Here is a 26,995-nt window from a genome sequence, read left to right as displayed (position 1 = left end):
TATTGTTATTGTAATTTATTCACGTGACCGGTAAAACGCTCGCTTTTGCTCTTCAGTCCGTCTTTGATATCAATCACCCAGGTGTACGTTCCGTCCTGGACAAATTCGGTATGATACGTTCCATCCCATCCGAATTCCGGGTCGTGTGATTCGAAAATCAATTCGCCCCAGCGGTTAAAGATCAGCAGCGAGTAATTATCAATCTGACGATCTTTCGAGAAAACCGGCTTGAACTGATTGTTGAATTCATCCCCGTCAGGAGTAAAGGTATTCGGTACCCAAACGAGCAAATCTCCGAAGAACTTAATCGGTTTACAAACAGAATCCATACAACCGTATTCGGAAATGGCAACCAGGCAAACCGTCACCGATTGATCCGGGTTCACACCATAGAACGTGTGGTTCGGGTTTTCACTCGAAGACGTTCCGAATCCTCCGAAATTCCACTGGTAACTGGAAGCTCCGTAAGACTGGTTCGTGAATCGAATGATGTTATCCAGTTCAGTCGGTAAATTCGGGGAATAGGTGAAATTCGCAACCGGGTTGTCATACACACATATCGCAGAATTGAAGGTTCCCGTTACCGGACAACCATCCGTTGTACTTCCCGTAAAGGTCACATCGTAACATCCCGGATTGGCAAAGGTTGCATTCAAACTTCCACATCCGGTGAACACTTGTCCGTTGGAGAAAGTCCAGGTACAGTTCTGCAGATTCGTCACTTGCAAATTGTTGGAGAACGTTACATTCAGAGGACTACATCCCGTTGAAGCACTTGTCACGAACTCAGCAGTTGGAACGGTATAGAAATTCACCGCTACATTGGTATCAACCGTTACACAAATATCCGAAATGCGCACCTGGTAGGTCGTAGGAGTAGTCGGTGTAACCGTTATGTGATTCAACGTGTCATTCACGGAAGTACTCCACTGATAGCTGTATGCAGGAGCACCGTCTGTTACATTGACCTGAAGCTGGATATTATTTCCACTACAAATAGAAGTATCTCCCGTCAATGTGAAAGCCAGCACCGGAAGCATGGTCAGGTTCACTGTATTCGGCGCAGCTGTCGTACACCCATTCTGATCGGTAACCGCAACGGTGTAAACCGCCGGGGTCATTTGCACCACATCCTGCATCTGGCCTGTAAACCCGTTACTCCAGTTATAGGTATACGGAGCTGTTCCTCCGAAAGCCACTGCATAAAGCGGAATCGTATCCCCGGTACACATCAAACTGTCGAGTGTTGAAAACAACTGAAGCGGAAGCGGTTGTTCGATCGCAACAGAGCTAACCGCCACACACCCCGCTGCATTCACCGCACGAATCTGGTATGCTCCGGCACAAAGCCCCGTCTGCGTATCGGAAGTTCCGAAAGTAGCTCCGTTATCAAAACTGTACGAAACACCTCCCGGCGCATAAATTACCGCTGCACCATCGCAGAATGTATTACAACTTACATCCGTAGGAACAACCGAATCAATCACAAATTCTGCCGGATTGGTAATCACGTAGCTTGTATCGAACGAACAGTTATTCGCATCCGTCACCTGGAACGTATACGTTCCCTGGCACAAATTCGGGTTAGTATTCGATGTTCCGGAAATTCCGCTCCAATGATATGTATACGCAGTTGTTCCTCCCGTTACAGCTGCAGTAGCAGTACCATCACAGAATCCAAAACAAGTCGGATCCGTCGTTGTAAGAGAAGCGGTCAGCAAAGCCGGCTCTGTAACCGCCTGTGATCCTGTTGCTGAACAGTTGTTGTGATCCCGGACAACGATATCGTAAGTCCCTGCCGATAATACCTGGGCGCTATTGGCAACCCCGAAACTTACTCCGTTATCGAATGAATATTCAAAAGGCGCAGTACCACCCTGAACAGCTACAGACACAGATCCCGACTGGTTTTGGAAACACGTCAAATTCACCGCAGTACTTGTAAATATCAGCGTGTCCGGCTGATCGATCGTGATATTCAGGGTGTCTTTACAGGTATTTGCATCGGTGATAATTACATCGTAAACTCCGGCACACAGACCGTTAAACAAACTGTCTGCCTGTGTCACCCCATTCAGTTCGAAACTCAACGTTCCCGTTCCGCCTACAGCACTCACATGCGCACTAGCGTCGCACAAACTAAAGCAAGTTGGTTCGGTCACATATACTCCCGAAATAACCGGCGAAGCCAAATCCGCGATGGTGACCAGTGAATCGACCACACACCCGTTTGCATCCTGCGCTTCCAGCGGATAATCGTCTGCCAAAAGGCCCGTAAATGCATTGTTCGTTCCGGAAGTTGCACCGTTATCAATACTGTAGCTGTACGGCAGGATTCCACCTGATAGGTTCATCGTGATTTCACCGTTTGCATTTCCACAGGTCGAAGGAGTCAATGCCACTGCCAGCGTTACCGGAGCCGGAGCACCGATCGTTGTCCCGATGGTATCGGCACAGGTATTCAAATCTTTGATGATCAAATCATACCCCCCGGAACACAAGGCTGTAAAACTTCCCGATACGTTGAAAATCGTTCCACCGTCCACACTGAACATATAGGAAGGTGTTCCTCCTGTTCCACTTCCGGTAACGGTTCCGTCACAGGCATCGTTACACAATACATCCGTTGCGCTTACGGCTGCGACAAGTAATGCGGGCTCCGTTAACGTGATGGTGGTATCTTGCAAACATCCCGCCTGATCTTGTACCACCACATTGTAGGTCTGTGCGCTCAGGTTAAAGAAAGAACTTCCGGCAGCAAATGTAGTTCCGTTGTCAATAGAGAACTGGTACCCGGAGTTTCCTCCCGTTGCAGCCAGCTGAATAAACCCGCTATTATTCTGGAAACAGGTCAAATCTGCTTTATTATTCGAAATTTCAATCGGAAGCATTTGGTTGATTTCTGCCGTTCCGAACTCCATACAACCGTTGTTATCCATCACCATCAGGTCATACGTACCAACAGACAGGTTGTTGAAGACAGCTCCCGGACTGAGGTTATTTCCTCCGTCAATGCTATACATATACGGTGCTGTTCCCCCGATCGTATTGGACAAATCAATTTGTCCGGTAGAAGCTCCGTAGCAGGCAACATCCGTCATCGCAGGGCTGAAGACAATCGGATCAGGCTGAGACATGGTCAGCGGAATGGTGAACACGCAGTAACCGCCATCATAGATCGTCACAATATGACTTCCGACACTCAAGCCGGTAAAGGATCCGGAAGATTGTGTGATCCCGGAGTTATCCAGTTCGAAGGTAATTGGAGCAGCACCACTGACGTTTGTCACTTCCACCGTTCCGTCAAATGAACCGTAGCAAAGCGGATCGCTTTGCGTGATCAAAATTCCGTCCATTTCAACGTCATTCACCCCGAAAAACACATGTGCTTCACATCCCAGGGCATCTACCGCCAGCACATCGTATGCACCTGCAAACAAGCTGGTAAATGTACCGGTTGGTTGCAGCGTTCCTGCATTGATGGAATAGTTGAACGGCGGGTTCGGACTCACAGCGTCTACGACCAATTCCCCGTTGTTGAATCCACAGTTTGATTCCGTCATGGAAACCATGTTGATCTGGATTGCCGGCGGATCCACCAATACCGGACTCACCTGCGTAATACATCCATGTGCATCTGTGATTTTTACGTTCTGCGTTCCGCCGCACACGTTCGGAATCACGTTAGAGGCCTGACTCGCTCCGTTATTCAAACTGTAAGAGTAAGCAGGTGTTCCGCCGGTAGCAGTCAGTGTAATCGAACCGTCACAGGAGCCGTTACACACCGGATCTACTTTGGTAAAAGTTGCTGACAACACTGCCGGTTGTGTCACCGTTACCATCGAGTTAGTCAAACATCCTTTTGAATCGCGGACAACCAATTCCACGTTTCCTGCACACAGGTTTGTGATCGGGTTTGCCAATGTAAACGTCAATCCGTTATCGTGCGAATAATCATACGGCCCGGTACCTCCCGAAGGAGTGATTTGAACCTGTCCGTTGCATTGTCCGAAGCAGGAAACGTTTGTGATCGCTGTTGTATAAGTGAGCTGAGTGGGTTGTGTGATAATCAACGGAACTGTTGCCGCACAACCGTTGGCATCCGTTACGGTTGCTGTGTAAGATCCTGCCGCCAGGTTATTGAAAACGTTGGAAGGCTGTGAAGCCCCGCCGTTCAGTGAGAACGTATACGGAGCTGTTCCGCCGTTCATCCCGATAATTGCCGATCCGTTTACCCCGCCGAAACAGCTCACCGGCTGCTGGCTGGCAATAGAAGCCGTAGGAGCCACTGTCGACGTTACCGAAACAACCAATGTTTTGGTACAGCCGTTTGCATCCGTTGCCGTTACGTTATACGTTCCGGATGCCAGACCGGTAAATGTTCCCGTTGTATTGCTCACAGCTCCTAAAGCATAGTTATAGGAAGGAGTTCCACCCGAAGCACTCACCGTCACTGAACCATTATTCACGGCACAGGTTGAAGGCACAGTTGATACCAGCGAAACATTCAAGACTGACGGCTCCGTAATCGAAGCGTTTACCGTCACCGTACAATTGTTGGCATCCTGCACCTGTACGGTATATGCCCCGTCGCACAGTGCGGAATAACTATTGGAAGCCTGGTTCGGAGCTCCGTTCAGACTGTATTGATAAGCAGCAGTTCCTCCCGAAGCAGTTACCGTAATCGCCCCATTACAGGTATTGTTACACAATGCATTGGTTACTGCAACAGTTGCCGTGAGCGGCGCTGGAGCCGTAATCGCCGTACTTGCAGTTGCTGTGCAGGTATTGGCATCCGTTACGGTAACGGAATACGTTCCCGCACACACGCCCGAAATATTCTGAGTAGTTGCGCCGTTATTCCATAAATACGTATACGGAGCTGTAGTCGTTGTCGTAAAATTCAAGGCCACGCTTCCGTTACAAGGAGTTGCACAAGACAAGTTGGTTCCCGCCAGGTTAATTACCGGATTCGGGTTCACAACCGCCGCAAGCTGAAACGTATCTTTACATCCTCCGGGCGTTGTATAAATCACCTGGTAAGTTCCCGTGTGAGCTACTGCCGCACTTGCAATCGTCGGGTTTGCACTTGTGGACGTAAATCCGTTCGGTCCTGACCACTGGTAAGTTCCTCCCGGCGTAGTAACCGTTGATGTGAAATTCAGTGCAGACCCCACGCAAACCGGCGTATTTACCGTTGCGGTGATATCGGTTACCGTAAAGTTGATGAATGAATTCGGAATCGAGGCCAACTGTCCCGATCCACCGTTTGTTGCACCGTTTTCTACGAATTCTGTCAGTGAGGTAGACAAGGTTGTACCGCTGATTCCTCCCGCAATGCTCTGCGTAGGCGAACCGGATGTGATTGCGATAAAACCACCGCCACCCCCTCCTCCGGGACCTTCACTTTCGTTAACAATGTAGCGCTGATCACCACCTTTTCCTCCAATCGTACTTAATGTCAGGGAATTGGCAACCGCACCTTTAATAATAATTGTTCCGCCGCCGCCGCCGCCAGCAGGCGCATCGTTGTTTGCAGCGTTGTTGTCTACAATCTGGTTCACGGCAGCACCTCCGTCAGAACGGATATTTCCCGATCCTGCAATGTTCGGTGCGATGATATAAACGATTCCGCCACCGCTTCCTCCCGGAAGGTTCGATCCGTTATTAGAATCTCCGGCACCGCCACCGCCACCGAAAAAGATCCGGGTTTCCGGCGCGATTGTCAAGGGTCTTCCTCCGTAACCGCCTACCGGGTCGCGGTTGTCACCTCCCCAATTGGTGTTGCTTGGCGCAACAGTCAATGCATTCTGATTGTTTGATCCATAAGTGTATCCACCGCGTCCACCACCGGATGAAGTGGTCAATGCGTTTCCGTTTGCAATGACGTACGGATCCAAAAGCCACGCGGCACTTCCCGGACAGGTCGAACACATCACCCCCTGGCCGTTCCAGGTAACTCCGTTGGAACCATTGGCTCCACCTCCACCTCCGGCATTGTGGCCGTTTCCGCCGCCGCCGCCGTTAGCAGGTGCACCTCTGTTATATTGTCCGTTGGTATATTCAGTTCCGAATCCGGCAATGCTTTCTCCTTTTTCAGCTCCATCGTATGAGCTTGTTGAGATAAAGGAAGCCATGATTGCTGATCCGGCAGAGGTCGTATTTTGTTCCGTTGCTCCCGGTCTGAACCCGAAAGAAGTGGCCTGGATTGTTCCGTTTACGGTAACTGTTCCTGTACAGTGAATGGCAACAACCCCGCCTTTGCGAAAACCACCGCCGTCCTGCCACAGGATCGGAACGATCGACGCTCCGGCATTGACGGTTAAAGACGTGTAAGAAGGTACTTTAATCAGCTGAACGCGGCCGGCAGCCTGGTAATTGTTTGCCAGCGGATTCTGCAGATTCACCGTGTTTCCCGTGGCAAAGGTAACGTAGTTGAATTCGTACAACCCGGCGCTGTTGTAGGCGGTAATCGTACCGTAAGCATCCGAGTTCGCCGTGTTGATCGAAGCTCCCTGTGCCTGGTAAATCATCACCAGATCACCGCATTCCCAGTTACAGTTGCTTCCCCCGGAATTATTAACCGTAACGGAGGTTGCTCCTGCGCTGACATTGCTGGTCACAGGGCTGTAACAGTTCACTACAGTGTTGAGGGCAGAAATGGTAACTGCTCCGCTCTTTCCAGGTTGTCCGAATGAAAAACACGAGAACATCAAGAGAACGACAGAGAGAACACCCCGGACATATCCCATGTCCGAAATGGTTGGTAATTTTTTCGTTTTCATCGCAGTGTATTAGTTATTTTAAAGACGCTAAAATGATTTAGCCTGATCACGGTCACCGAACATTTCCCGGACTTTCATTTTCATTTGGTCATTACAGGTGAATATTAACAATTGAGAATCCAATTTTTTGGAAGGAAATTCAGTGAATCGATTGAACTAATCATTTCGCAGCAAATCTTTAAATTTATGTAACTATTTGATTATCAGTTTTTTATTTAAAATTATGTGATATATCAATTAATAAACTCTATGTATGCACGTAATTTTTAACATTCCTTGAATTTATTCTACATTTAAATTCAGAGCAAAAGTAGCAAAGTTCCAGAATTTGCAATTAGGATTACAATATTATTTTATCCACAACAAATCTTTACGCCAATAAAAACACACTTCCACAAGTACTGCATTCATTTTCAGTAACAAAAGCTTGAAAAGCCTGAAAACACAGAAATTACCAACTAATTAAACCGTTTTAACAGGCGGAATACGTCCCTGGTTTGAATGGTATCTTTTTGTTTCCACATGGAAATCCACGTCTCCTGACCGGGCTCCAAAAACCCAATTAGGATTTCAATAGTTTAAAATCATGAAAATCACCGACATGCATACATTTGATTTTTTTTAACCCGTAGAACAGAAATAACGCCTCCAACTGTTTGTAAATAAAAGTAATAGTCGTATCTTTGCACCCGTTTTCGTCGTGAGAACCCTGTCGTTTCGTTCAGACAGTTTATTATTCATTACTTTCAGGTTTAGCGAAACAGCCTGAAATACAAGTAGAAAAAAGCCAGATGGCAAAACAAATTAGCGCGCAGGGATCTGCGGATTTTGATTGGGACGCATTAGCGTTGGACGGGTACACATTAGCAAAACGTTCAGAACTTTCTGATGTTTACGAAAAAACCCTGACTTCAATTAACGAGAAAGAAGTGATTGAAGGTACTGTTATTGCAGTTTCCAAAAAAGAAGTAATCATCAATGTTGGTTACAAATCTGAAGGGGTTGTTCCTGCTTCAGAATTTCGTTACAACCCGGATTTAAAAGCTGGTGATGTAGTAGATGTATTCGTAGAATGCCAGGAAGACAAAAGCGGTCAATTGGTGATTTCTCACCGTACAGCTCGTATGCACAAAGCGTGGATCCGCGTAAACGAAGTATTGCGTTCAGGTGAAGTAATCACCGGATACGTAAAATGTCGTACAAAAGGTGGTTTGATCGTTGATGTATTCGGAATCGAAGCATTCTTGCCAGGTTCTCAGATCGATGTGAAGCCAATCCGTGACTACGATGTATACGTTGGTAAAAACATGGAATTCAAAGTTGTTAAGATTAACCAGGAGTTCAGAAACGTAGTTGTTTCTCACAAAGCGTTGATCGAAGCAGAATTGGAAGAACAAAAGAAACAAATCATCAGCGGCCTGGAGAAAGGACAAGTATTGGAAGGAACTGTGAAAAACATTACTTCTTACGGTGTGTTCATCGACTTGGGTGGTGTAGATGGTTTGATCCACATCACAGATTTGTCTTGGGGACGTGTTAACCACCCGGAAGAAATCGTTGAATTGGATCAGAAATTGAACGTAGTTATCCTTGACTTCGATGATGACAAAAAACGTATCGCTTTAGGTCTGAAACAATTGCAACCACACCCATGGGATGCTTTGGATGCTAACTTAGCTGTTGGTGACAAAGTTGCAGGGAAAGTTGTTGTATTGGCTGACTACGGTGCATTTGTTGAAATCGCTCCTGGAGTTGAAGGTTTGATCCACGTTTCTGAAATGAGCTGGTCTCAGCATTTGCGTTCTGCTCAGGACTTCATGCAGGTTGGTGATACAGTAGAAGCTGTGATCCTGACTTTGGATCGTGAAGAGCGTAAAATGTCTTTGGGTATTAAGCAACTGATGCCAGATCCATGGTCTGCTATCGAAGCGAAATACGCAGTTGGAACGAAGCACCAGGCTAAAGTTCGTAACTTCACTAACTTCGGAGTATTCGTAGAATTGGAAGAAGGTGTTGACGGATTGATCCACATTTCTGACCTTTCCTGGCAGAAGAAAATCAAGCACCCATCTGAATTCTGTAAGGTAGGTGACGAGATGGAAGTAGTTGTATTGGAAATCGATCGTGAAAACCGTCGTATTTCTTTAGGACACAAACAATTGGAAGAAAATCCATGGGATGTGTTTGAAACTATCTTCGGAGAAGGATCTGTTCACCAGGGTACTATTATCGAAACAAAAGATAAAGCTGGTATCGTAGCTCTTCCTTACGGTGTAGAAGGAATTTGTCCTTCCAAGCACTTGCGTAAAGAAGACGGAAGCAACGCGAAAGTGGATGAGACATTGGATTTCAAAGTAATCGAGTTCAACAAAGAAGCTAAGAAAATCGTTGTTTCTCACACACGTACTTTCGAAGAAGGAACAGATGAGAAGACTACTAAATCAGCAGCTGGTAAAAAAGGTGCTGCAGGAGCAGGATCTTCTACATCTCAGGCTGTTAAAGCAATCAACCAAAGTAATGAGAAATCAACTTTAGGTGATTTGGATGCTTTGGCTGCATTGAAAGAAAAAATGGAAGGAGGAGAGTAATCTTCACCATCACATAATCTGATCAACAGGGTTATTCGCTTCGGCGGGTAACCCTGTTTTGTTTTGAACACCCTTTGACTTCGACTCCGCTCAGTCTTCAGGGTGTTTGTTTATTTCATCCTTTTCCTTATTTTTAAACCACTTAAACCATAAATTCACTATGTACGACAAAAACAATGCTATCACCGAGCCCGGACTGCTGGAAACACCTTTTCAACGTATTGCACTTGCTTTTTCGGGCGGAGGATTCCGGGCCGGAACATTTGCACTCGGAGTACTCTCCTACCTGGATCACACCCCATTGAAAGAAGACGGCTCCGAAACCCTGCTGAGTCATGTGACTTACCTCTCTTCCGCATCCGGGGGAACCATTACCACAGCGATGTATTCACTTTATTCGTCTCAGGGAAAATCATTCGAGGCATTCTACAAAACGCTTTTCGAACAAACCGACGGAACCGAACTCGTTTCAGAAGCACTGCGGATTCTCAATGATAGCAGCGAATGGAAAAAACGTCCGAATAAACGCCGGAACCTGATCAACTCCTTCGCTCTGGCATACGATAAAATTCTATTCCAGGGAGCTTCGGTAGAAACCCTGAATCAAAACCAGGAAACCGGGAACTCAAACCTGGAGGAAGTCTGTTTCAACGCAACCGAATTATACAATGGTCTCTTATTCCGCCAAACCGTGCAAATGAAAAAAGACCACTGGAAATCGGATGTACTGTACGGGAACTTCAATCTTTCCCTGCAACACGAAACAGCTCAATACCTGCGTTTATCCGACCTGCTTGCCGCTTCATCCTGTTTTCCGGTTGGTTTTGAACCGATTGTTTTCCCCCAGGATTTCGAAAACCCATCCATCAATGCAACCGAACTGTTAAAGGGCCTTGATATCAACCTGCAGGAATTGGATTGGGATGAATTATTACTCTTGTACACCAAAAAGAACATCGAAGACGTAGTCGATTCGCTTCCGAAACCGATTGATCTGATCGAACTGAAATACAGGCTGCAGCAATTGAAGAAAAAGGAAAGCGTACAGATTTCACTCATGGACGGAGGAATCACCGATAACCAGGGCGTTGAAAGTATGATTCAGGCAAACACCCGCAGAATGGAAGATGGTGGAAAATCATTCGACCTGATGATGGTTTGCGACGTTGCCAGCCACTACATGGAAGCATACCAACTTCCAAAAGAAGATAGAACCAGTTTCTGGTCAATCAACCGCATCCGTATTTTTTCGCTCATCGGTTCCATTTTGGGAATCGCAGCGCTGGTTCTCACCTGGAAATACATGCCGCACAGCATCGGATGGTACATCGGACAATGCGCCATTGCTGTGTTTTCAGCCGTAACAGCGGTTTTATTCCTGGTTTCTCAAAAAGTTAAAAAGACCATCACCGGACAGGTTCACGGAAAATCAGGCTTCGATCTGCGAAAAACTTTCCCGACCAAAATCCTGGAAATGATCTTCCGACACTTTGGAAACCTGCGGATGAACCTGCTCAAAAACATGGTTCTGACACGTATCACGACGCTCATCACGCTCAGCAACGATGTGTTCCTGAAACGCATCCGCTACCTGCTCTACAACCAGTTTTTCCAGATTAAAAACCTGAAATCTACCGGAAGAGCCAAAGCAAACCATATCTACGATCTGAGTTTTTCCAACGACCTGCAGCGCAAGAAAAGTTACTGCGTGGACTACATCCCCTCCTATTCCATGCAGAAAGTAGCCGAAAACGCCTTCGGAATGAGCACAACCCTTTGGTTCAGCGAAGAAAACGACAAAGAACTGCGCAAAGCATCCATTGTTGCCTGCGGACAGTTCAATACCTGCTTCAACCTGCTGGATTACATCTGGAAACTCAAAAAATCGTTTGATGGCCGTCCGCCGGTATTTGACAACTTTTCCGAAGAAAACAAGCAGCTCGTAAACCGGCTTCAGGAACACCTGGAGGCAGATTTCAAACAATTCTACGACGATCCGTTCTGGATGTACAACGAATTGGGTGACAAATACCAGATCAACAAATTCAAACAAGCATTCGTTAAAGACGTTCCCGAACCGAAAGAATTCAAAGGCTTGCGATAAACGAAGCGTCATTTCAACAGTTCGTATCGTCAGCAACTTACAATCTGAAATCTCCCGGAGATCCGGGAGATTTTTTTGTCTTATAAAATTAATACAACCACATAGTTCACATAGAAAACATAGTCCGGAGTTTTTGCTCCTTAGCAGCTAATTCCCATCCGCATGAATCTGTCTAATCTGAATGAAACGGTAAGTATATCTCCCTTAAAATCCATCACAAAAAAAATATCAATCTCACAGTCAGAAATAAACAACTCATAATCAAACAATTAACACCAAACACAAAAGTTATTTTCATCTTTTTATAGTACTTTGTATTGCATAGTACCAATTTATACATATATTTGTGTCATAAATAGTACTTGTTATGAATGTAGAAAATACTCAGGCCCAAATGCGGAAAGGAATCCTGGAATTCTGTATTCTCAGTATTCTCAATAATGGGGAAGCATATCCTTCTGAAATTTTGGATCAGCTGAAAGAGGCGAAACTGATTGTGGTTGAAGGAACCCTTTACCCGCTCTTGACGCGCCTGAAGAATATCGAACTCCTCACCTACCGCTGGGAAGAATCCACATCCGGTCCGCCGAGAAAATATTATTCGATAACGGAAACCGGGAAAGGCACACTCGAAGCTTTACAAATCACCTGGAACGAGCTTCAGCATGCTGTAGAAACATTAACTACTAAAAAGAAGGAATCATGAAAAAAACACTTTCAATACATTTAGGTCGTCAATTGTTTGTCATCGAAGAAGATGCCTACGACCGCTTACAAGCTTACCTGAAAAAACTGGAAGCTTCACTCGCCAATGAATCCGGAAGCGCTGAAATCGTAGAAGACATCGAAATGCGTTTTGCTGAACTACTGCGCCAATACCTCGGAGATACACGCCAGGTAGTAACGATCAGCGACGTAGAACAAGCAGTTGCTTCTTTGGGAGAACCCGAAGAAATTACCGAAGAGCCGGAACAACCCAAACAACAAACATATACCAGCAGCGACAACAGCAATGGTCAGAAAAGAATGTACCGTGACATCGACAACGGAATTCTTGGTGGTTTGGCAGCAGGTCTCGCAGCTTACCTGAACATCGACCCGGTATTTGTACGAATCATCTTTGTGATTTTCGGAATGATGGGCTTTGGTTTCCCGCTCTATATTATCCTCTGGATTATCGTTCCAAGTGCAAAAACACCTTCCGAACGTTTGCAGATGCGCGGAAAGCCGGTCAATATCGACACCTTAAAGGAAGAATTTGAGAAAACAGCCGGACGCTTGAAAGACGAAACCATCCAGGCGGCACACAAATTCAAGTCAAACAACGAGCATTTAACCAAACAGGCTTCTCAATTCCTGCGTTTCATCGGGAAAGTGACCGGAATCTTCCTTATCGGAGGTTCGTTGATCTGGCTGATCGTATTCACATTGGTCGTGAGCGGAATCATTGACATTGTTCCAATGACCGGAGACCAGGAATACGCTTCCCTGTACGAGTTCCTCAAACTGGTTTCTCCTGTAAACAAATCGTTTTCATTGATCTGGATCGGAATTTTGCTGGTTGGTTTTGCCAGTCCGCTCCTTTCGATCGCAGTTGGAGTGAGATTACTTCTCGGGAAAGTCAACAAATACTTCAAACTGAATTTCATCATTCTTCCTTCTTTCATGTTCCTGGGAATCATCCTTGGAATCATGGGAAGTATCAATTCAGCAAGAGATTACGAAGTTTACTCCGAAGTGGAAAACCAGCACCTGACTATCCAGGCCGACGAACTGCAACTGGAGGAACTTCCGATGATCGTCAACAACCGCAGAATCGTGAGCAACGGCGGAATCGATTTTATTTCGGTTCACAACGGAAAGATCATGGAACACGGAGTTCACATCAAATACCGCGAATCGGCAGACAGCTCTTTCCACGTAATGCAAGTATTCAGCGCTCACGGAATTGACCGTACCACCGCACAGAAACGAAGCATGCGCATCAAACACGATCTGCGCCTGGAGGGAAACAAATTACTGGTCGATCCATACTATTCCTTCCCAGTTTCAGACGGTTTGAGAAACCAGGAAATCGAAGTGGTTATCGAGGTTCCGAAAGGCAAAAAATTCTTCATTAATAACCTGGAAGTAAAGGCCGATGAAAAAGATTACGTCGGAGTAATGTACGCTGACGAGCCTTTTGAAGCCTACGAAGATTAAAATCAATACCCAACCCAACATAAGTACAGCAAAGTAAGCGGTACTCAGGTAAAACTGAATACCGCTTTTGCTTTTAACGGATCAACGTGCGAACATGAAGTTCCTTAGGTGGTGGTTTATATCATTTCATCGATAAACACCGGAATCCGTTCTTCTTTACAAACATTCTGCGGAAAAACTCCCTGCATGCGTTAATCCGGAAGTACTTCAGTGAGGTGTTTTCTCATGACGTGCTGTTCGTTTGTCAAACCGCTCAAATCAGCCGAATGTAATACCCGGAGTACCAATCCCACATGTGCCTGAATGTATTGCGGTCGGATAAAAAGACCTGTGCCCTTCTTCCGGAACCTGGTTCTGATACTTTTTCCAGTTCGGGTTAAATGCACACAACTGTTCGAAAAGTGTAGCCGCCTGTGAGGACAATCCGAATCCCAGCATCGCAAAGAAGAGGATAACCGTTTTCATAGGAATCAATTTTAGGGTTTACTACAAACCTGGAATCAATTCGTTCAATCAGCAATTAGATTTGTAGGAAAAAAGGCCTGCAAAGACGCAAAGTCTTTTTGTAACTAGCGCTCTCTGCGAATCTCTGCAACAAAAACCACATAGAAACAGATGCAAAGACGCAAAGTTTATCACCTACCTGCGGTATCTGCGTGCAACAAAACCACGTAGAAACATAGAACACATCGTATGTGAAACGAACCCAAAAGACGTAAGGGCATGAAGTCGATTATTCATTTGCGATCCTCTGCGGGAGCCAAATAAAAACAAGTTGATCAGCAAAATCTGCGGGAACAAAAATCACAAAAAATCCCTAACTTCCAACTCCCGAAACACGAAGCAAACTACAACGATAAAACCCGGTAAACACCACTTTATGATACAGCAACTGATCAATGAATTCCTGGAACACCTGGAAGTAATGAACGCCGAAGAAGGATTCAACCACGCACATTGGGATAAATACGATGAGCTAAACAAAAACCTGATTCAAAAAATACCGAAATTCCCCGGTGATGCAGACAAAGCATCGTTACTGAAAGTCCTGAATCAATTGAGCCTGGAGAAAATCCTGAAGAAAGCCGATAAAATAAACACGGAAGTACTGTTTCTGCTAAAAGAAGTCAATCCTCCCAAAGCAGAATACAATTATTTCGACACAGGTATTGCAACCGAATTTCTACAATTGTTTGACGGAAATGAATCCTGGAAGGAACACTGGCTGCAGACCAATACTGTCTTGAGAAAAATATCCAGTTACGAGTATGTTCCGGATAAGAAAAAGGTAGCTCAATTAAAAGAACTCGCCCGGGGAATAGCCGTAAATCCCTGGTTGCAAGTACTTCAAAACTACCAGGCGAACCAGTTTCACGACATTGATCCGCAGCGCATCTCCGACCGGGACAGACCAGCCAAAATGTCAATCATCATTCTCCTGACGGATGAATTTCATGCGGAAAGACTCCTGTTCCTGGAAAACTACGTCGACCGCTTAGAAGACGAAGAAGACCTGATCCGTTTGTATGAAATATTGGATTATGGCGATAACGGCTACACTCTCTTGCGACACCGGATCATCAAACAATTGAAGCAACTTAACCAGGGGGCATTTGCTCTGGAAGTCCTGGAAAAATCAGGTATTGAACCCAACTGGCTGGATACTCCGGGGTATCTTTCACTGGAAGTTAACGATCAGCCTTATGATCCGAGATCCTGGGCTCCCACAGCACTTATTTTCTCCGTCTACAAAGACAATCGTTTCGAAATTACCGCACGGATCAACCAGGAAGATTTGGCAGTAGAAGCTCCTGACTGGGAACCCAAACCGGAAAACATTAAACCTTACTTGGATTCGATTGCGGCACAGATCGGCTTCCCACTCGACTGGTCCACCCTCTCTGCCAATGTAAATAAGAAAGACAAACAGAAAGTTCAAAACTTCATTGCGGGGAAAACGGCAAAAGTTCCCGGAAAACCCAAACAAAACGCGGTTGTCCAAACAGAAGAAATTCTCGACAAATTCCTTGACCCGGAGCAAAACGCCATCGGTTCCATCCAGGAAAGCGACTTGCTGAAAGCCTTGAAAAAGCTGCCTTCCGGTGTTGATGCTCAAAAACTATTCGATGCCTTCATCAAGTTACACAGCTATTCTGCTTTCCGGTATGCCAAAAACATCCGCGAAGCATACCTCCCGGTGCTGAAAAAGGCGTTGGATCATTTCAAGGAGGATTATGCATACAGTTTACTCATGACAGACTGCCTGCAAACGGTTGTTGCCGACTGTATAGAAGGAAAATCCACTTACCCGGAATTCGTGGAAGTTGCCTCCTTTCTGAATTATGTGAATTCCCTTTCCATGACGGCCTATAGCGCTACCGACCTCGCAAGAGCAGACAAACACATCACAAAAGTAACCGCTGAATACGCTGGAAAAACATTGGTGAAATATGCCTACGAAGACACCGATTACATTGAAAACAAAGACACCATTTTCAGCGGCGGAGACATCATTGCTTTCAACCTGCTTTTCTACGCCCTGGGAAAAATGAACCTCCCGATCGTTGATGAAGCGGTGGCAACGCAATTGAAATCCAATCCGAAATCGCGGGAATTGTACAGTGTAGTGTCTGCACTGAAACCGAATAAAGACCTCGAACACAATCAAAAAGCATACAACGAAGTACATACCGCCCTTTCAAAAACAGAAGAACAGCGCATTCCGTATCAGGTTGCACAACACATCGGGCTGCACGTGCAACCCGGAGATTCCTGGTGTTTTTACATTACCGTTGGAAGCGGCGAACACAACTACGCGCGGTTTTGTGAAGACTTTATCCTGGTTGAAATCCGCTCCGTCTGGTCTGAATACCTGAAAGTTGAAATCGGGAAAAATCATTCAACAAACAGTTATAATTACAGGCAAGCTACCGAAAAGCTCCAGTTTGATCCGTTCCACATGCGTTCTGAAATAGACCGGCTGGCGGCAGAACACGGACTTCAGAAGCTCGTTTGGGAGAAAGTCGATATCCTGACAGTGGATTTGGACAAAACAGCTAAAAAGCACATTAAAAACTGGTTGGGCATTTAACAACAAGCGATCTATGAGTAGAATCAGGAGTTCAAAGAGTTTAAACGTTCAATTTGAACATTTGAACATTTGAACATTTGAACATTTGAACATTTGAACATTTGAACATTTGAACATTTGAACATTTAATTTGATTTACAGCAAAAGAAAAAAGTTCATATCATCAGAATTGACCTGCAAAACAGCAGAATAAAAAATGAGGAATTTCCCTTGTTTCCATCCTCGAAACCACCCATACTTGGCGAAGAATTCGTATATTTGTGCAACTTTAAAGGAAAGCTATGGCATCACAAACACCCCAGGAAGAATTGATCGCAGTGGACTTTAATACCTTCAGATCGGAAGTTTTGAACGATTTCCGTCTGGCAAGTATTTCAAGGGAAACGTCACTTTTAGGGCGAAAAGAAGTCCTAACGGGAAAAGCAAAATTCGGAATTTTCGGAGATGGAAAAGAATTGGCTCAAATTGCATTGGCAAAGCAATTCAGAGACGGTGACTTCCGTTCGGGATATTACCGCGATCAAACTTTGATGATGGCCATCAACCAGTTGAATGTGCGTGAGTATTTCTCCGGCTTGTTCGGACATACTGACGAGATCATCGAACCACAATCTGCAGGACGCCAGATGGGAGGACACTTCTCTACCCGGAACCTGGACGAAAACGGAAACTGGAAAGATTTAACCAAACAAAAAAATTCATCCGCAGATATTTCACCAACGGCAGGACAAATGCCGCGTTTACTCGGTTTGGCGCAAGCTTCCAAAGTATACCGTGAACACCCGACGCTGAAAGACCTCGAAGCATTCAAAAAATTCTCCAACGGAGGAAATGAAGTTGCTTTTGGTACCATCGGTGATGCTTCCACTTCAGAAGGGCCTTTCTGGGAAACAATCAACGCTGCCGGAGTCTTGCAGGTTCCGATGGTGATGTCTGTTTGGGACGACGGTTACGGAATTTCCGTTCCGCGTGAATACCAAACAACCAAAGGAAGCATTTCCGAAGCTTTGAGCGGGATGCAGCGCACAGAAGATAGTCCGGGCTACGAAATTTTCGTTACCAAAGGCTGGGATTATGCCCACCTGTGTGAAACCTATGAAAAAGCAGTGGATCTGGCACGAAGAGAACACATCCCGGTATTGGTTCACGTCAAAGAAGTGAATCAGCCGCAGGGACACTCTACTTCCGGTTCACACGAGCGCTACAAAAGCGAAGACCGTTTGAAATGGGAATCCGAATTTGACTGTATCAACAAGTTCAAAGAATGGATTTTGAATTTCGACGCAGATGGTCAGACTCTGGCTACTGAAGAAGAATTGGCAACAATCGCGAAAGAAGCGAAAACATACGTCAACGAGCAGAAAAAAGAAGCCTGGGCGTTGTTTACACAAGATCTGAAAAACGATTTGGATCAGGCAACAGCACTGTTGGAAAGTGTAGCAGCTGAAAGTCCGAACGGCGTTTTCATCAAAAAAGAAATCGAAGCGCTGCAGAAAACCATGAACCCGATCCGCAAGGACGTTTTCAACACCGTACGTAAAGTACTGCGATTGATTCGAACAGAAAGCTCTGCCGCAAAAACGGCTTTAACAGCCTGGTTGAAACAGGAAACAGCAAACAATTACAATCGCTACAGCGATTACTTATACTCCAACTCCGATAGCAGCGCCCTGAAAGTTCAGGCAGTTGCACCGGCATACGGTACTGATAACCGCCAGGAAGACGGAAGAATCATTCTTCGCGACAACTTCAAGGCAATCTTCGAAAAATACCCGGAAGCATTGATTTTCGGGGAAGATGCAGGAAAAATCGGAGGTGTGAACCAATCATTGGAAGGACTCCAGGAAGAATTCGGACAGTTGCGTGTTTCCGATGTCGGAATCCGTGAATGTACCATCATCGGACAAGGAATCGGGATGGCAATGCGTGGTTTGAGACCGATTGCTGAAATCCAGTACCTGGACTACCTGCTTTACGGAATCCAGATTATGTCTGACGATTTGGCAACGGTGCAATACCGTACGAAAGGCGGTCAAAAAGCGCCGTTGATCGTTTCTACACGCGGACACCGTTTGGAAGGAATCTGGCACAGTGGTTCTCCCATGGGAATGATCATCAATTCCATTCGCGGAGTACACGTTTGTGTTCCGAGAAACATGACAAAAGCTGCAGGTTTCTACAACACCCTGATGCAGGCAGATGAGCCGGCTCTGGTCATTGAACCATTGAACGGATACCGTATCAAAGAAGCGATGCCGACCAATATCGGTACGTTCACTACTCCATTGGGGATTCCTGAAATCGTGAAAGAAGGAAGTGATTTAACGCTCGTTTCTTACGGTTCGACATTCAATTTGTGTGAGGCAGCAGCAAAAACATTGACAGAACTGGGAATTTCCGTAGAACTGATCGATGCACAAACCCTGCTTCCATTCGACATCAACGGATTGACGGCAGAATCACTGAAGAAAACCAACCGTTTGATGATCGTTGACGAAGACGTGAGTTCAGGTGCAACCGCATTCTTGCTGGATCAAATCCTGGTGAAACAAGGTGGTTACAACTACCTGGATTCGGCTCCGGTAACGTTAAGCGCGAAAGATCACCGTCCGGCATACGGAACCGACGGGGATTATTTCTCCAAACCAAGTATTGATGATATCGTTGAAACGGCTTATGCAATCATGAACGAAGCCGATCCGAATGCATATCCTCCCATTTACTAATGACTGATTGAAACGGTTCGCGGGCATATTGAGTGTGATTTTCGTAATAGCTTTGCTTTGGAAAGATATTGCGGCATTCTCCTGGAATATCTGGTTTTACAACAACCAGGTAGAGCTCGCCGCCAAATACTGTGTCAATAAAAACAAACCGATGCTTCATTGCGACGGGAAGTGTTATCTGGCAAAACAATTGAAAAAACTGGAACAGGAAGAAAAGAAAAATCAACCTGTTCCAAAACTTCCCCTGAAGCTGAAAGAAAACGCATGGAACCTCCATGCACCGGTACTTACTTCTTTCGAACAATCAGAAACCCTGATCCGGGAAGAAACGACCCCGTTTTTTTACCAAAACGCATCATTGGTTAGCTTTTCAGAAGCTGTTTTCCACCCGCCCGCTCACGGATAATTTCTTCAGGACTTATTCCATAAAGTGTATTTACTCCCGCAAATTGCGCCGATTACGCGAATTCCGTAATCATGATCGCTTGCGTGTGACTTTGTTATGCCCATTGTGAATAAGACATTTTATTCGTTTTGTATAGAGATTCTATTATTACCTGCGGTATTTGTGAAATCCGCGGGAATAAAATCCTGTACAATTAGTAGAAATTATCATTCATTATCTCATGAAAAAAAGCATGCTCTTTTTCGTGTGCCTTGTACTGTCGTATCACGCGCTCTCCTGCGAAGTATGCGGCTGCGGAGCGTTCAATTCCACACATGGATTGGGAACACTCGCACAAGGCAACCGGACGAGTATCGGGTTGAATTATCAATACCGTTTATACAAAAGCCAGCACCCGGAAGTTTTCGGTACCGGGATCGAACGAAGCACCGATTATTTTCAACGCATCGATCTCACAGGACAAATCCGCCTGGCAAGCAGATGGCAGCTGCAATTAGCTGTTCCGATCGGTTTCAATACACACATTGCCGATGACAGTTCCGCACACAAAAGCGGACTCGGTGATCCGACTTTAACGGTGAATTACTTTCTCTTTAACCGGCAAGACAGTCTGCAAACCCGTTTGTTCCGCTGGATCATCGGTGCAGGAGTGAAAAGCCCGCTTGGAAAATTCACCCAGCCCGGCGACGCGAACTTATACCTCTATCCGGGAACCGGAACGTTTGATGCCGTGTTCCAGAATTCCTTTTTCTTCCAGCGCAAAAAATGGAGCTTATTACAGACAAGCCAATATGTTTTACGGGGAGAAAACAAGTACAACTATATTCCGGGATCGTTATTCAGCGCCAGCCTCTTCGGACAATACAAGTTCCGCACCTGGGGAGTTTATGCCGGAGCGCAGTATTCCTGGAGCGGCGTGGATTACCTGAACAGGAAAGCGGTTTCAAGTTCACCTACTCAGGGTCGTGTACTCACCGGAATTGTCGGAGCATCGGTTCAGTGGAATTCCTGGGTTATCCAGGGAAATTACCACATTCCGCTGGCTCAGAGCCTGGGAGACGGAAAATCCCATCAAAAAACCGCATTTAGTGTTTCACTCAATTATTTCTTCAATTAATATGAGAATCAGTTTGTTTCTACTCCTACTTGCGGGAGGTCTTGGATTCACCTCTTGTAAAAAAGACAAAAGCACGGAAGACGAAGCCGTTTCTGCGGTCGTGACCATCACCAATCCACACGATGGAGACACCATCCAGGGAAATTTCAACGTAACGGGAACAATTGTGGGAAGTGCAAGCCTGCATGGGTACCAGATCACCCTGACCAATACCTTGAATGATTCGATCATTTACCAGAACGAGGTGCATGATCACGCGGCAGATTTCACCGTCAACCAGGCTGTCAGTCATGGATTTTCAAGCTACACACCTTTGAAACTGGATTTGGTGGTGGCATTGGATCACGACGGAAATACAACTTCCAAATCGGTACATTTTACAGTGCACTGACGATTTATAAAAACCAGTAGGGACGTGATGTATCACGTCCCTACTGGTTTTTTCATTATTTTTACCTGCCATGACGAAAAAAGAAAAAGCACAATATGTGATCGATGAACTGGAAAAATGTTATCCCGAAACACCGGTTCCGTTGGATCACTGGGATGCATACACTTTATTGATTGCCGTATTGCTTTCTGCTCAATGTACCGACGAACGCGTCAATAAAATCACCCCGATTCTGTTCAGACGCGCTTCACGTCCACAGGATATGATCCGTTTATCCGTAGAGGAAATCCGCGACATCATTCGTCCCTGCGGACTTTCCCCGAGAAAATCCCAGGCAATCTACGACCTTTCGCATATCCTGATCGACAAATACAACGGCGAGGTTCCTCCAAGTTTCGAAGCACTGGAAGAACTTCCGGGAGTCGGGCACAAAACGGCATCGGTAGTCATGTCGCAGGCATTTGGAGTTCCTGCTTTTCCGGTCGATACGCACATTCACCGCCTGTTGACCCGCTGGGGACTGACCAGTGGAAAAAATGTGGAAGAAACCGAGCGCGATGCAAAAAAACTCTTCCCGAAAGAATTGTGGAACAAACTCCACCTGCAAATCATTTTCTATGGAAGAAGCCACTCTCCTGCCCGTTCTCCGAAACGTGACGTGGATTACATCACCGCAAATATCGGAACGAAAAAGGCATTGGAAGAACTCAAATAAACTTCATGCGAACTCAAACATTTACAGAACTTCAAACAGCTTATTACGATACCAATCATGGGCTGGATAATGAAGATCTTGAGGAAAGAAGCAAGTTACTCAAAACACATCGCTATTCCCTTATCGTGGAAGGAGAATACAGCGAACTGGAGAATTTAAAGCTATGGATTTCAGAACATACCAGTACTCCGAAAGAAATCTATTACGGAAAAACGGATTATGATTTTGGCTTCGTGGAATACTTTTTTGAAGATGAAGCGAATCAACAGTGGACGAAGCAAATTGTTCCATTGATTTTTACCTCCTATCCGCTGGCACTCAACCCTAACACCATTTGCAGAAGCAACGGATATTCGGAACAAGTTGATTACGATCCGGAGATGAAAAACGCAATCATCTTTCCATAAATAACTTCATATCAAAAAGTTAACCTCCTTTTCAATCGCAGCATATAGCGTTTTCTTTTTTTGGTTAATTTCGATTTCCAAACACACTATATTCACAAAATCCGTTTTTCATTTCATTTTCTAATTCCTTGTTAGAAAAAAAGTTAGTTTTGTATACAAATTGACATTCATTTTATGAGATTTCTATCCACCTGTCTATTCGTTTCTGCGTTATTTTTAATGAATTCCTGTGAAAAAACGCAAAAAGGATGTGCTCAAATCGAAACTACATACATCACTTCCAATGGCCCTGTCATCGAAGGGTGGTCTCTGGAACTTTCTGCCGGACAATTTAGCGATCAGGCTGTTTATCACTGGACAGGACCAAACGGCTGGTCTAAGACTACAAAATATGAGTTTAATGATCCCGATCCATGGAGACTGACACGGGATTCCATGACGATGAATGATGCCGGGAATTATTCTGTTGAAGTTCTCGACCAGGGTTGTACCGTACAACGGGCAGTCGTTAATGTGCAGGTAACTGAAGCTCCTCAGCCGCCTTGTACCGTTACGAACAATTCAAGCACGACCAATATGGGAGGTGTCGGAGGTACGACTTATTCCGTCGTTTCTCATACGAGCGGTCTCAACTATATGGTATATGCGACCAATGGAAGCCAAACGATTAACTTTGTTTTTGAAAATGGAGAGGAACCCAAACCCGGAATGTATTTGATTGACCAGGGATATTACCCGTCTGAAAAAGATCATGCTGCCGTTTACATTCAATCCGGGTTTTACGATTTCTTCCTCGAATCCTACTACACCGTATATGTCAATAAAGTCAACGGGAAATTGCAGTTTTCATTCTGCAACGGGAAATTCACGAACCCCATAAGCAACAATCCAATTATTATTTCTGCAAAGGTTACGCTGCCCTAAACCGGGAAGCACATTCACCCTAACTATTCTGTAAATTAAGTTTTTATAAAAATCAGACAATTGGAGTTTCGACTTCAAAAGAATCATTTTTTTTAGTTAGTTTCGATTTGTAAAACACACCACGTTCACGGAATCCGCTTTTTATTTCTCAGCGATCCTGCCGGCGGGTGAAAAACAAGCGCTCATGAAACTGACAAAGTATTTAAAAGATGCCGGCTACGACCTGATTGACGGGCCGGTCAGAAATCAAAAACCCTTGCAATTGTGGCTCAAACGGGATTTAGACGAAGCCGAATTGTATTATTCCGACATCAATCATGCATTCAACAGTTCGGTAGCGCTAACGATCGAAGAAGATCCGGCATTGTCTGTCGACACCAATAAAACCGACGAATACAATTTCAACATCGGGATTTCTCTTTTGGAAGAGATTTTGAAGTCCATCGGAATGGGAGCTTTCGAAGTCTCTGCGAATATCAAATCCGGGAAAAAAGTCACGATCAGCTACGACCATTCCGTGACACGCGTTGTGCCCCTGGGAGAAATCACCGATTACCTTTCCGAAGCCGATTTCAAACATGCCAACCCGGTCTTGCTTAAAAATGCGAACCGAAACAACATCCTGGTGATTACGGGAGTGGTGATGGCGAAAAACCTGCATGTAGAAATTGAGACGGATTTCAACCTGGATGCCGGCATCATTGCATCTCTCAACGAGGCTGCTGAAGGAAAACTGGATTTTTCATCCAAATCACAGCAAACACTGAAAATGATTTCCAATTCCAATGCCCTCTTCCCGATTGCCGTGAAAGCAAGCAGGATTCAATTTGAGAAAGGAATTTTCAAAGGATTGAAACTCGTTACGGATAACCGTGATTTTTTCTGATGAATGCTATGCGGTTGGCTGAGCGGAGTCGAAGCCAACCTTTTCATCACTCTTTTTTCTTCTCCAAACGACTCAGTGTTTCCCGCGAAACGCCCAAATAGTGTGCAATCAATGTTTTGGGCACGCGTTGGAACAATTCCGGATATTGGCTGAGCAGGAGTTCGTATTTTTCCTTTGCGGAGTTTTTGAGCAGTGACAACACTCGTTTCTGTAAGGCCACAAAACCTCCAAATGATTTCTGACCAAAGAAAACCAGCATTTGCGGTATTTTTTCAATCAATGCCTGCTTGTTCTCTGCCGTTAATTCCAGTACCCAGCAATCTTCCAATGCCTGGATACAGGTGGTTGATTTCGTCTTGGAATGATAGGCCGGATAATCGGAAATCCACCAATTTTCCATGGCAAACTGGATGATATATTCCTTGGCGGCTTCATCGATCATGTAAAGTTTCATACAGCCCTGAAGCACCAGGTATTCAGTAGAAACAAGCTGGTCACACGTGAGTAAACTCGATTTTTTCGGAACAAAAACCGGTGTAAAATAAGGCACAATCAGTGCCAGTTCTTCTTCTGTGATGGGAATCACGCTGCCGATATGGCTGCGCAAAAAAGAAGCATATTCCATTTCATAAAAATACGAAAGAAATATGCTTCAGATTATCGGGAAAGGAATTATCTATTTTGATAATGCTTTTTTAATGGCTTCTCCTACCGCTTTGGCAGATTGCGGGTTCTGTCCTGTAATGAGTCGTCCATCTACCGTCACATGTTCCTGCCACGGAGCCGATTTCTCATAAATTCCTCCTCTGCTTTTCAATTGATCTTCGAGCAGGAACGGAACCACTTTTGTGAGTTTTACCAATTCTTCTTCCTCGTTTGAAAAACCATTGATTTTCTTTCCTGCAACCAGGTAAGAACCGTTGCTCAGCTGAATATTCACCAAACCTGCCGGGCCGTGACAAACAGCTGCCACTACTCCGTTCTTCTCATAGATTTTAGCCGCGATTTGTGCAATTTCCTTGTTTTCGGGTAAATCCCACATCGCTCCGTGTCCGCCGGCATAAAAAATCCCCACATACTCGTCTGCTTTCACTTCCGAAGGTTTCAAACTGTGGGTAATCTTTTGGTGATAGTATTCGTTTTCCCAGAATTCTTTGTTTTCCGGATCAGACAAATCAAACCCGTCAACCGGAGGATTTCCGCCTTTCGGACTTACAAAATCAATTTCATAACCTGCATCCGTCAATACTTTCCACGGATGAGAAACTTCTGCCAGGTAATATCCCGTTTTTTCTCCCGTACTTCCTTTGGTATCGTGGCTGGTAACCACAAATAGAATTTTTGCTTTCATGTTTTTGTTCGTTTGTTGTGCAAATCCGGTACTTCCGGCGATTGCCAAAAGGATGGATGCTGTGATTAATAGGACTTTTCTCATCGTTTTGATTCATTATTTTGTGCCTTGACCGAAATCCGGGCAATGAGTATACTTTTCGCATCTTTGCGGTTAAAATCAAGAAGCAGCGAACACACCATTTTATTTCTCCCTTTCAGGAATAAACTCTTCGTATGTTTTCCAATCCGTATAGCCGTTCAAGGTCAATCCGTAATGCAGCGAGCGATCCGGAGGCGTCAAAGGCCAGTTGTTTTTCAATCGTTCCACCAAATCCGGGTTGGCTATAAAGGCTTCTCCGAACGCAGCCAGGTCAATCGTACCGGCTTCTGTGAGGGTTTCCGCTTTTTCACGATTCATTCCTCCAGCCAGGATCATTGTTCCGGTGAACCAGCTTCTGAAGCGCACCAGGAAATCTTCCGGCAAAGCAAAACTTCCGCGCGATTTCTGATCCATCAAATGGATGTAGGCAATTTTTCGTTTGGACAGCTCTTCTGCCAGGTAACGGTATGTTTCTTCGATTTCGTCGTATTGCGGCAATTCATGTAAACCACCGTAAGGCGTTAAACGGATCGCTACTTTATCTGCTCCGATAGCTTCGATACAGGCATCAATGGCTTCCAGCAGGAAACGCGAACGATTTTCGATACTTCCTCCATACTGGTCTGTGCGGGTATTGATGTACGGATTCAGGAATTGTTCAATCAGGTAACCGTTTGCACCGTGCAATTCCACTCCGTCAAATCCGGCTTCGATCGCATTTTTAGCGGCCTGCTGAAAATCTTTCACAATCCCTGCCACTTCAGCTGTTTCCAATGCTCTTGGAGGTGAACAGATCAGGAAACCTTCTTCCCCGTTTTCATTCCAACCCCAGGCATGTGAATTGGAGGCCTGAATCGCCGATGGAGCCACTGGAGCTTTTCCTTCCGGCTGAATGGATGTGTGTGAAACCCGTCCCACGTGCCACAACTGTGCGAAAATCACGGTTCCTTCTTCGTGAACGGCTTTTGTTACCAATTTCCAGCCTTCCACCTGCTCTTTGCGGTACAAACCCGGAATGTGGAGCACTCCTTTCGCTGTGTCGGAAATCGCAACTCCTTCCGTTACAATCAATCCTGCCCCGGAGCGCTGGCGGTAATACAAGGCATTGTTTTCATTCGGGATGCCGTCTGCATTTCTGGCGCGTGTCATCGGCGCCATCACGATGCGGTTCTTTAGGTTCAAAACACCTGAATGAACCGGTTCAAAAATGGTTGTACTCAT

General features: G+C 45.3%; 18 protein-coding genes. 13 read left to right on the top strand and 5 right to left on the bottom strand.

What is annotated here, in order from left to right; genetic code table 11:
- Positions 1-5: 5 nt before the first annotated feature.
- Positions 6-6,785 (bottom strand): gliding motility-associated C-terminal domain-containing protein, encoded by a 6,780-nt coding sequence (locus ABDV94_RS02740; RefSeq protein ID WP_343604557.1) that lies wholly within the window; start codon positions 6,783-6,785, stop codon positions 6-8.
- A gap of 791 nt (positions 6,786-7,576) precedes the next feature.
- On the opposite strand from ABDV94_RS02740, the gene rpsA reads away from it, so the two are divergent.
- The 4 genes from rpsA to ABDV94_RS02720 all read left to right on the top strand — a co-directional run bounded on the left by rpsA (position 7,577) and on the right by ABDV94_RS02720 (position 13,679).
- Positions 7,577-9,373, top strand: coding sequence for a 30S ribosomal protein S1 (gene rpsA, locus ABDV94_RS02735; protein WP_343604556.1), 1,797 nt, complete (start codon positions 7,577-7,579; stop codon positions 9,371-9,373).
- 160 nt (positions 9,374-9,533) lie between these two features.
- Positions 9,534-11,477, top strand: a complete 1,944-nt coding sequence (locus ABDV94_RS02730) for a patatin-like phospholipase family protein (RefSeq protein ID WP_343604555.1) — start codon at positions 9,534-9,536, stop codon at positions 11,475-11,477.
- Between the two features lie 367 nt (positions 11,478-11,844).
- Positions 11,845-12,183 (top strand): PadR family transcriptional regulator, encoded by a 339-nt coding sequence (locus tag ABDV94_RS02725; protein WP_343604554.1) that lies wholly within the window; start codon positions 11,845-11,847, stop codon positions 12,181-12,183.
- On the top strand, positions 12,180-13,679 hold the full coding sequence (locus ABDV94_RS02720) for a PspC domain-containing protein (protein ID WP_343604553.1): 1,500 nt from the start codon (positions 12,180-12,182) through the stop codon (positions 13,677-13,679). The genes ABDV94_RS02725 and ABDV94_RS02720 overlap by 4 nt, the downstream gene beginning before the upstream one ends.
- Positions 13,680-13,937: 258 nt before the next feature.
- On the opposite strand, the gene ABDV94_RS02715 is transcribed toward ABDV94_RS02720, so the two are convergent.
- Positions 13,938-14,144: a hypothetical protein gene (locus tag ABDV94_RS02715; protein ID WP_343604552.1), complete on the bottom strand. Its 207-nt coding sequence runs from the start codon at positions 14,142-14,144 to the stop codon at positions 13,938-13,940.
- 415 nt (positions 14,145-14,559) lie between these two features.
- Here ABDV94_RS02715 and ABDV94_RS02710 point away from each other — a divergent pair, with 415 nt between their 5' ends.
- The 9 genes from ABDV94_RS02710 (at position 14,560) to ABDV94_RS02670 (ending at position 24,342) form a co-directional block, all read left to right on the top strand.
- Complete coding sequence (locus ABDV94_RS02710) at positions 14,560-16,770, top strand: hypothetical protein (protein ID WP_343604551.1); 2,211 nt, start codon at positions 14,560-14,562, stop codon at positions 16,768-16,770.
- Positions 16,771-17,051: 281 nt separating this feature from the next.
- Positions 17,052-19,496 carry a thiamine pyrophosphate-dependent enzyme gene (locus ABDV94_RS02705; protein ID WP_343604550.1) on the top strand — a complete coding sequence of 815 codons (2,445 nt, stop codon included), beginning with the start codon at positions 17,052-17,054 and terminating at the stop codon, positions 19,494-19,496.
- Positions 19,497-19,524: 28 nt separating this feature from the next.
- Entirely contained in the window at positions 19,525-19,902 is a 378-nt protein-coding gene (locus tag ABDV94_RS02700; RefSeq protein WP_343604548.1) for a hypothetical protein, read from the top strand.
- Between the two features lie 220 nt (positions 19,903-20,122).
- A complete protein-coding gene (locus ABDV94_RS02695; protein ID WP_343604546.1) occupies positions 20,123-21,019 on the top strand; it encodes a hypothetical protein in 897 nt (298 codons plus the stop codon).
- A 1-nt stretch (position 21,020) separates the two neighbouring features.
- A complete protein-coding gene (locus tag ABDV94_RS02690; RefSeq protein ID WP_343604544.1) occupies positions 21,021-21,410 on the top strand; it encodes a hypothetical protein in 390 nt (129 codons plus the stop codon).
- Positions 21,411-21,480: 70 nt separating this feature from the next.
- The gene (nth, locus tag ABDV94_RS02685; protein WP_343604542.1) at positions 21,481-22,125 is read left to right on the top strand and encodes an endonuclease III; all 645 of its coding nucleotides are present in this window, start codon (positions 21,481-21,483) and stop codon (positions 22,123-22,125) included.
- Between the two features lie 5 nt (positions 22,126-22,130).
- The gene (locus ABDV94_RS02680) at positions 22,131-22,532 is read left to right on the top strand and encodes a hypothetical protein (protein ID WP_343604540.1); all 402 of its coding nucleotides are present in this window, start codon (positions 22,131-22,133) and stop codon (positions 22,530-22,532) included.
- A gap of 174 nt (positions 22,533-22,706) precedes the next feature.
- Complete coding sequence (locus ABDV94_RS02675; protein WP_343604538.1) at positions 22,707-23,456, top strand: hypothetical protein; 750 nt, start codon at positions 22,707-22,709, stop codon at positions 23,454-23,456.
- A gap of 184 nt (positions 23,457-23,640) precedes the next feature.
- Positions 23,641-24,342 (top strand): hypothetical protein, encoded by a 702-nt coding sequence (locus ABDV94_RS02670; RefSeq protein ID WP_343604536.1) that lies wholly within the window; start codon positions 23,641-23,643, stop codon positions 24,340-24,342.
- Positions 24,343-24,388: 46 nt separating this feature from the next.
- Here ABDV94_RS02670 and ABDV94_RS02665 read toward each other — a convergent pair whose 3' ends face one another.
- From ABDV94_RS02665 to ABDV94_RS02655, 3 genes are all read right to left on the bottom strand, one after another.
- Positions 24,389-24,967 (bottom strand): Crp/Fnr family transcriptional regulator, encoded by a 579-nt coding sequence (locus ABDV94_RS02665; RefSeq protein ID WP_343604535.1) that lies wholly within the window; start codon positions 24,965-24,967, stop codon positions 24,389-24,391.
- 51 nt (positions 24,968-25,018) lie between these two features.
- A complete protein-coding gene (locus tag ABDV94_RS02660; protein ID WP_343604534.1) occupies positions 25,019-25,777 on the bottom strand; it encodes a type 1 glutamine amidotransferase domain-containing protein in 759 nt (252 codons plus the stop codon).
- 99 nt (positions 25,778-25,876) lie between these two features.
- Positions 25,877-26,995, bottom strand: a complete 1,119-nt coding sequence (locus tag ABDV94_RS02655) for an alkene reductase (protein WP_343604533.1) — start codon at positions 26,993-26,995, stop codon at positions 25,877-25,879.

Origin of the sequence: Fluviicola sp. (genome assembly GCF_039596355.1) — a bacterium.
GTDB lineage: Bacteria > Bacteroidota > Bacteroidia > Flavobacteriales_D > Crocinitomicaceae > Fluviicola.
The sequence above is the reverse complement of the archived record's forward strand: the minus strand, read 5'-3'. Positions and strand labels throughout refer to the sequence as shown.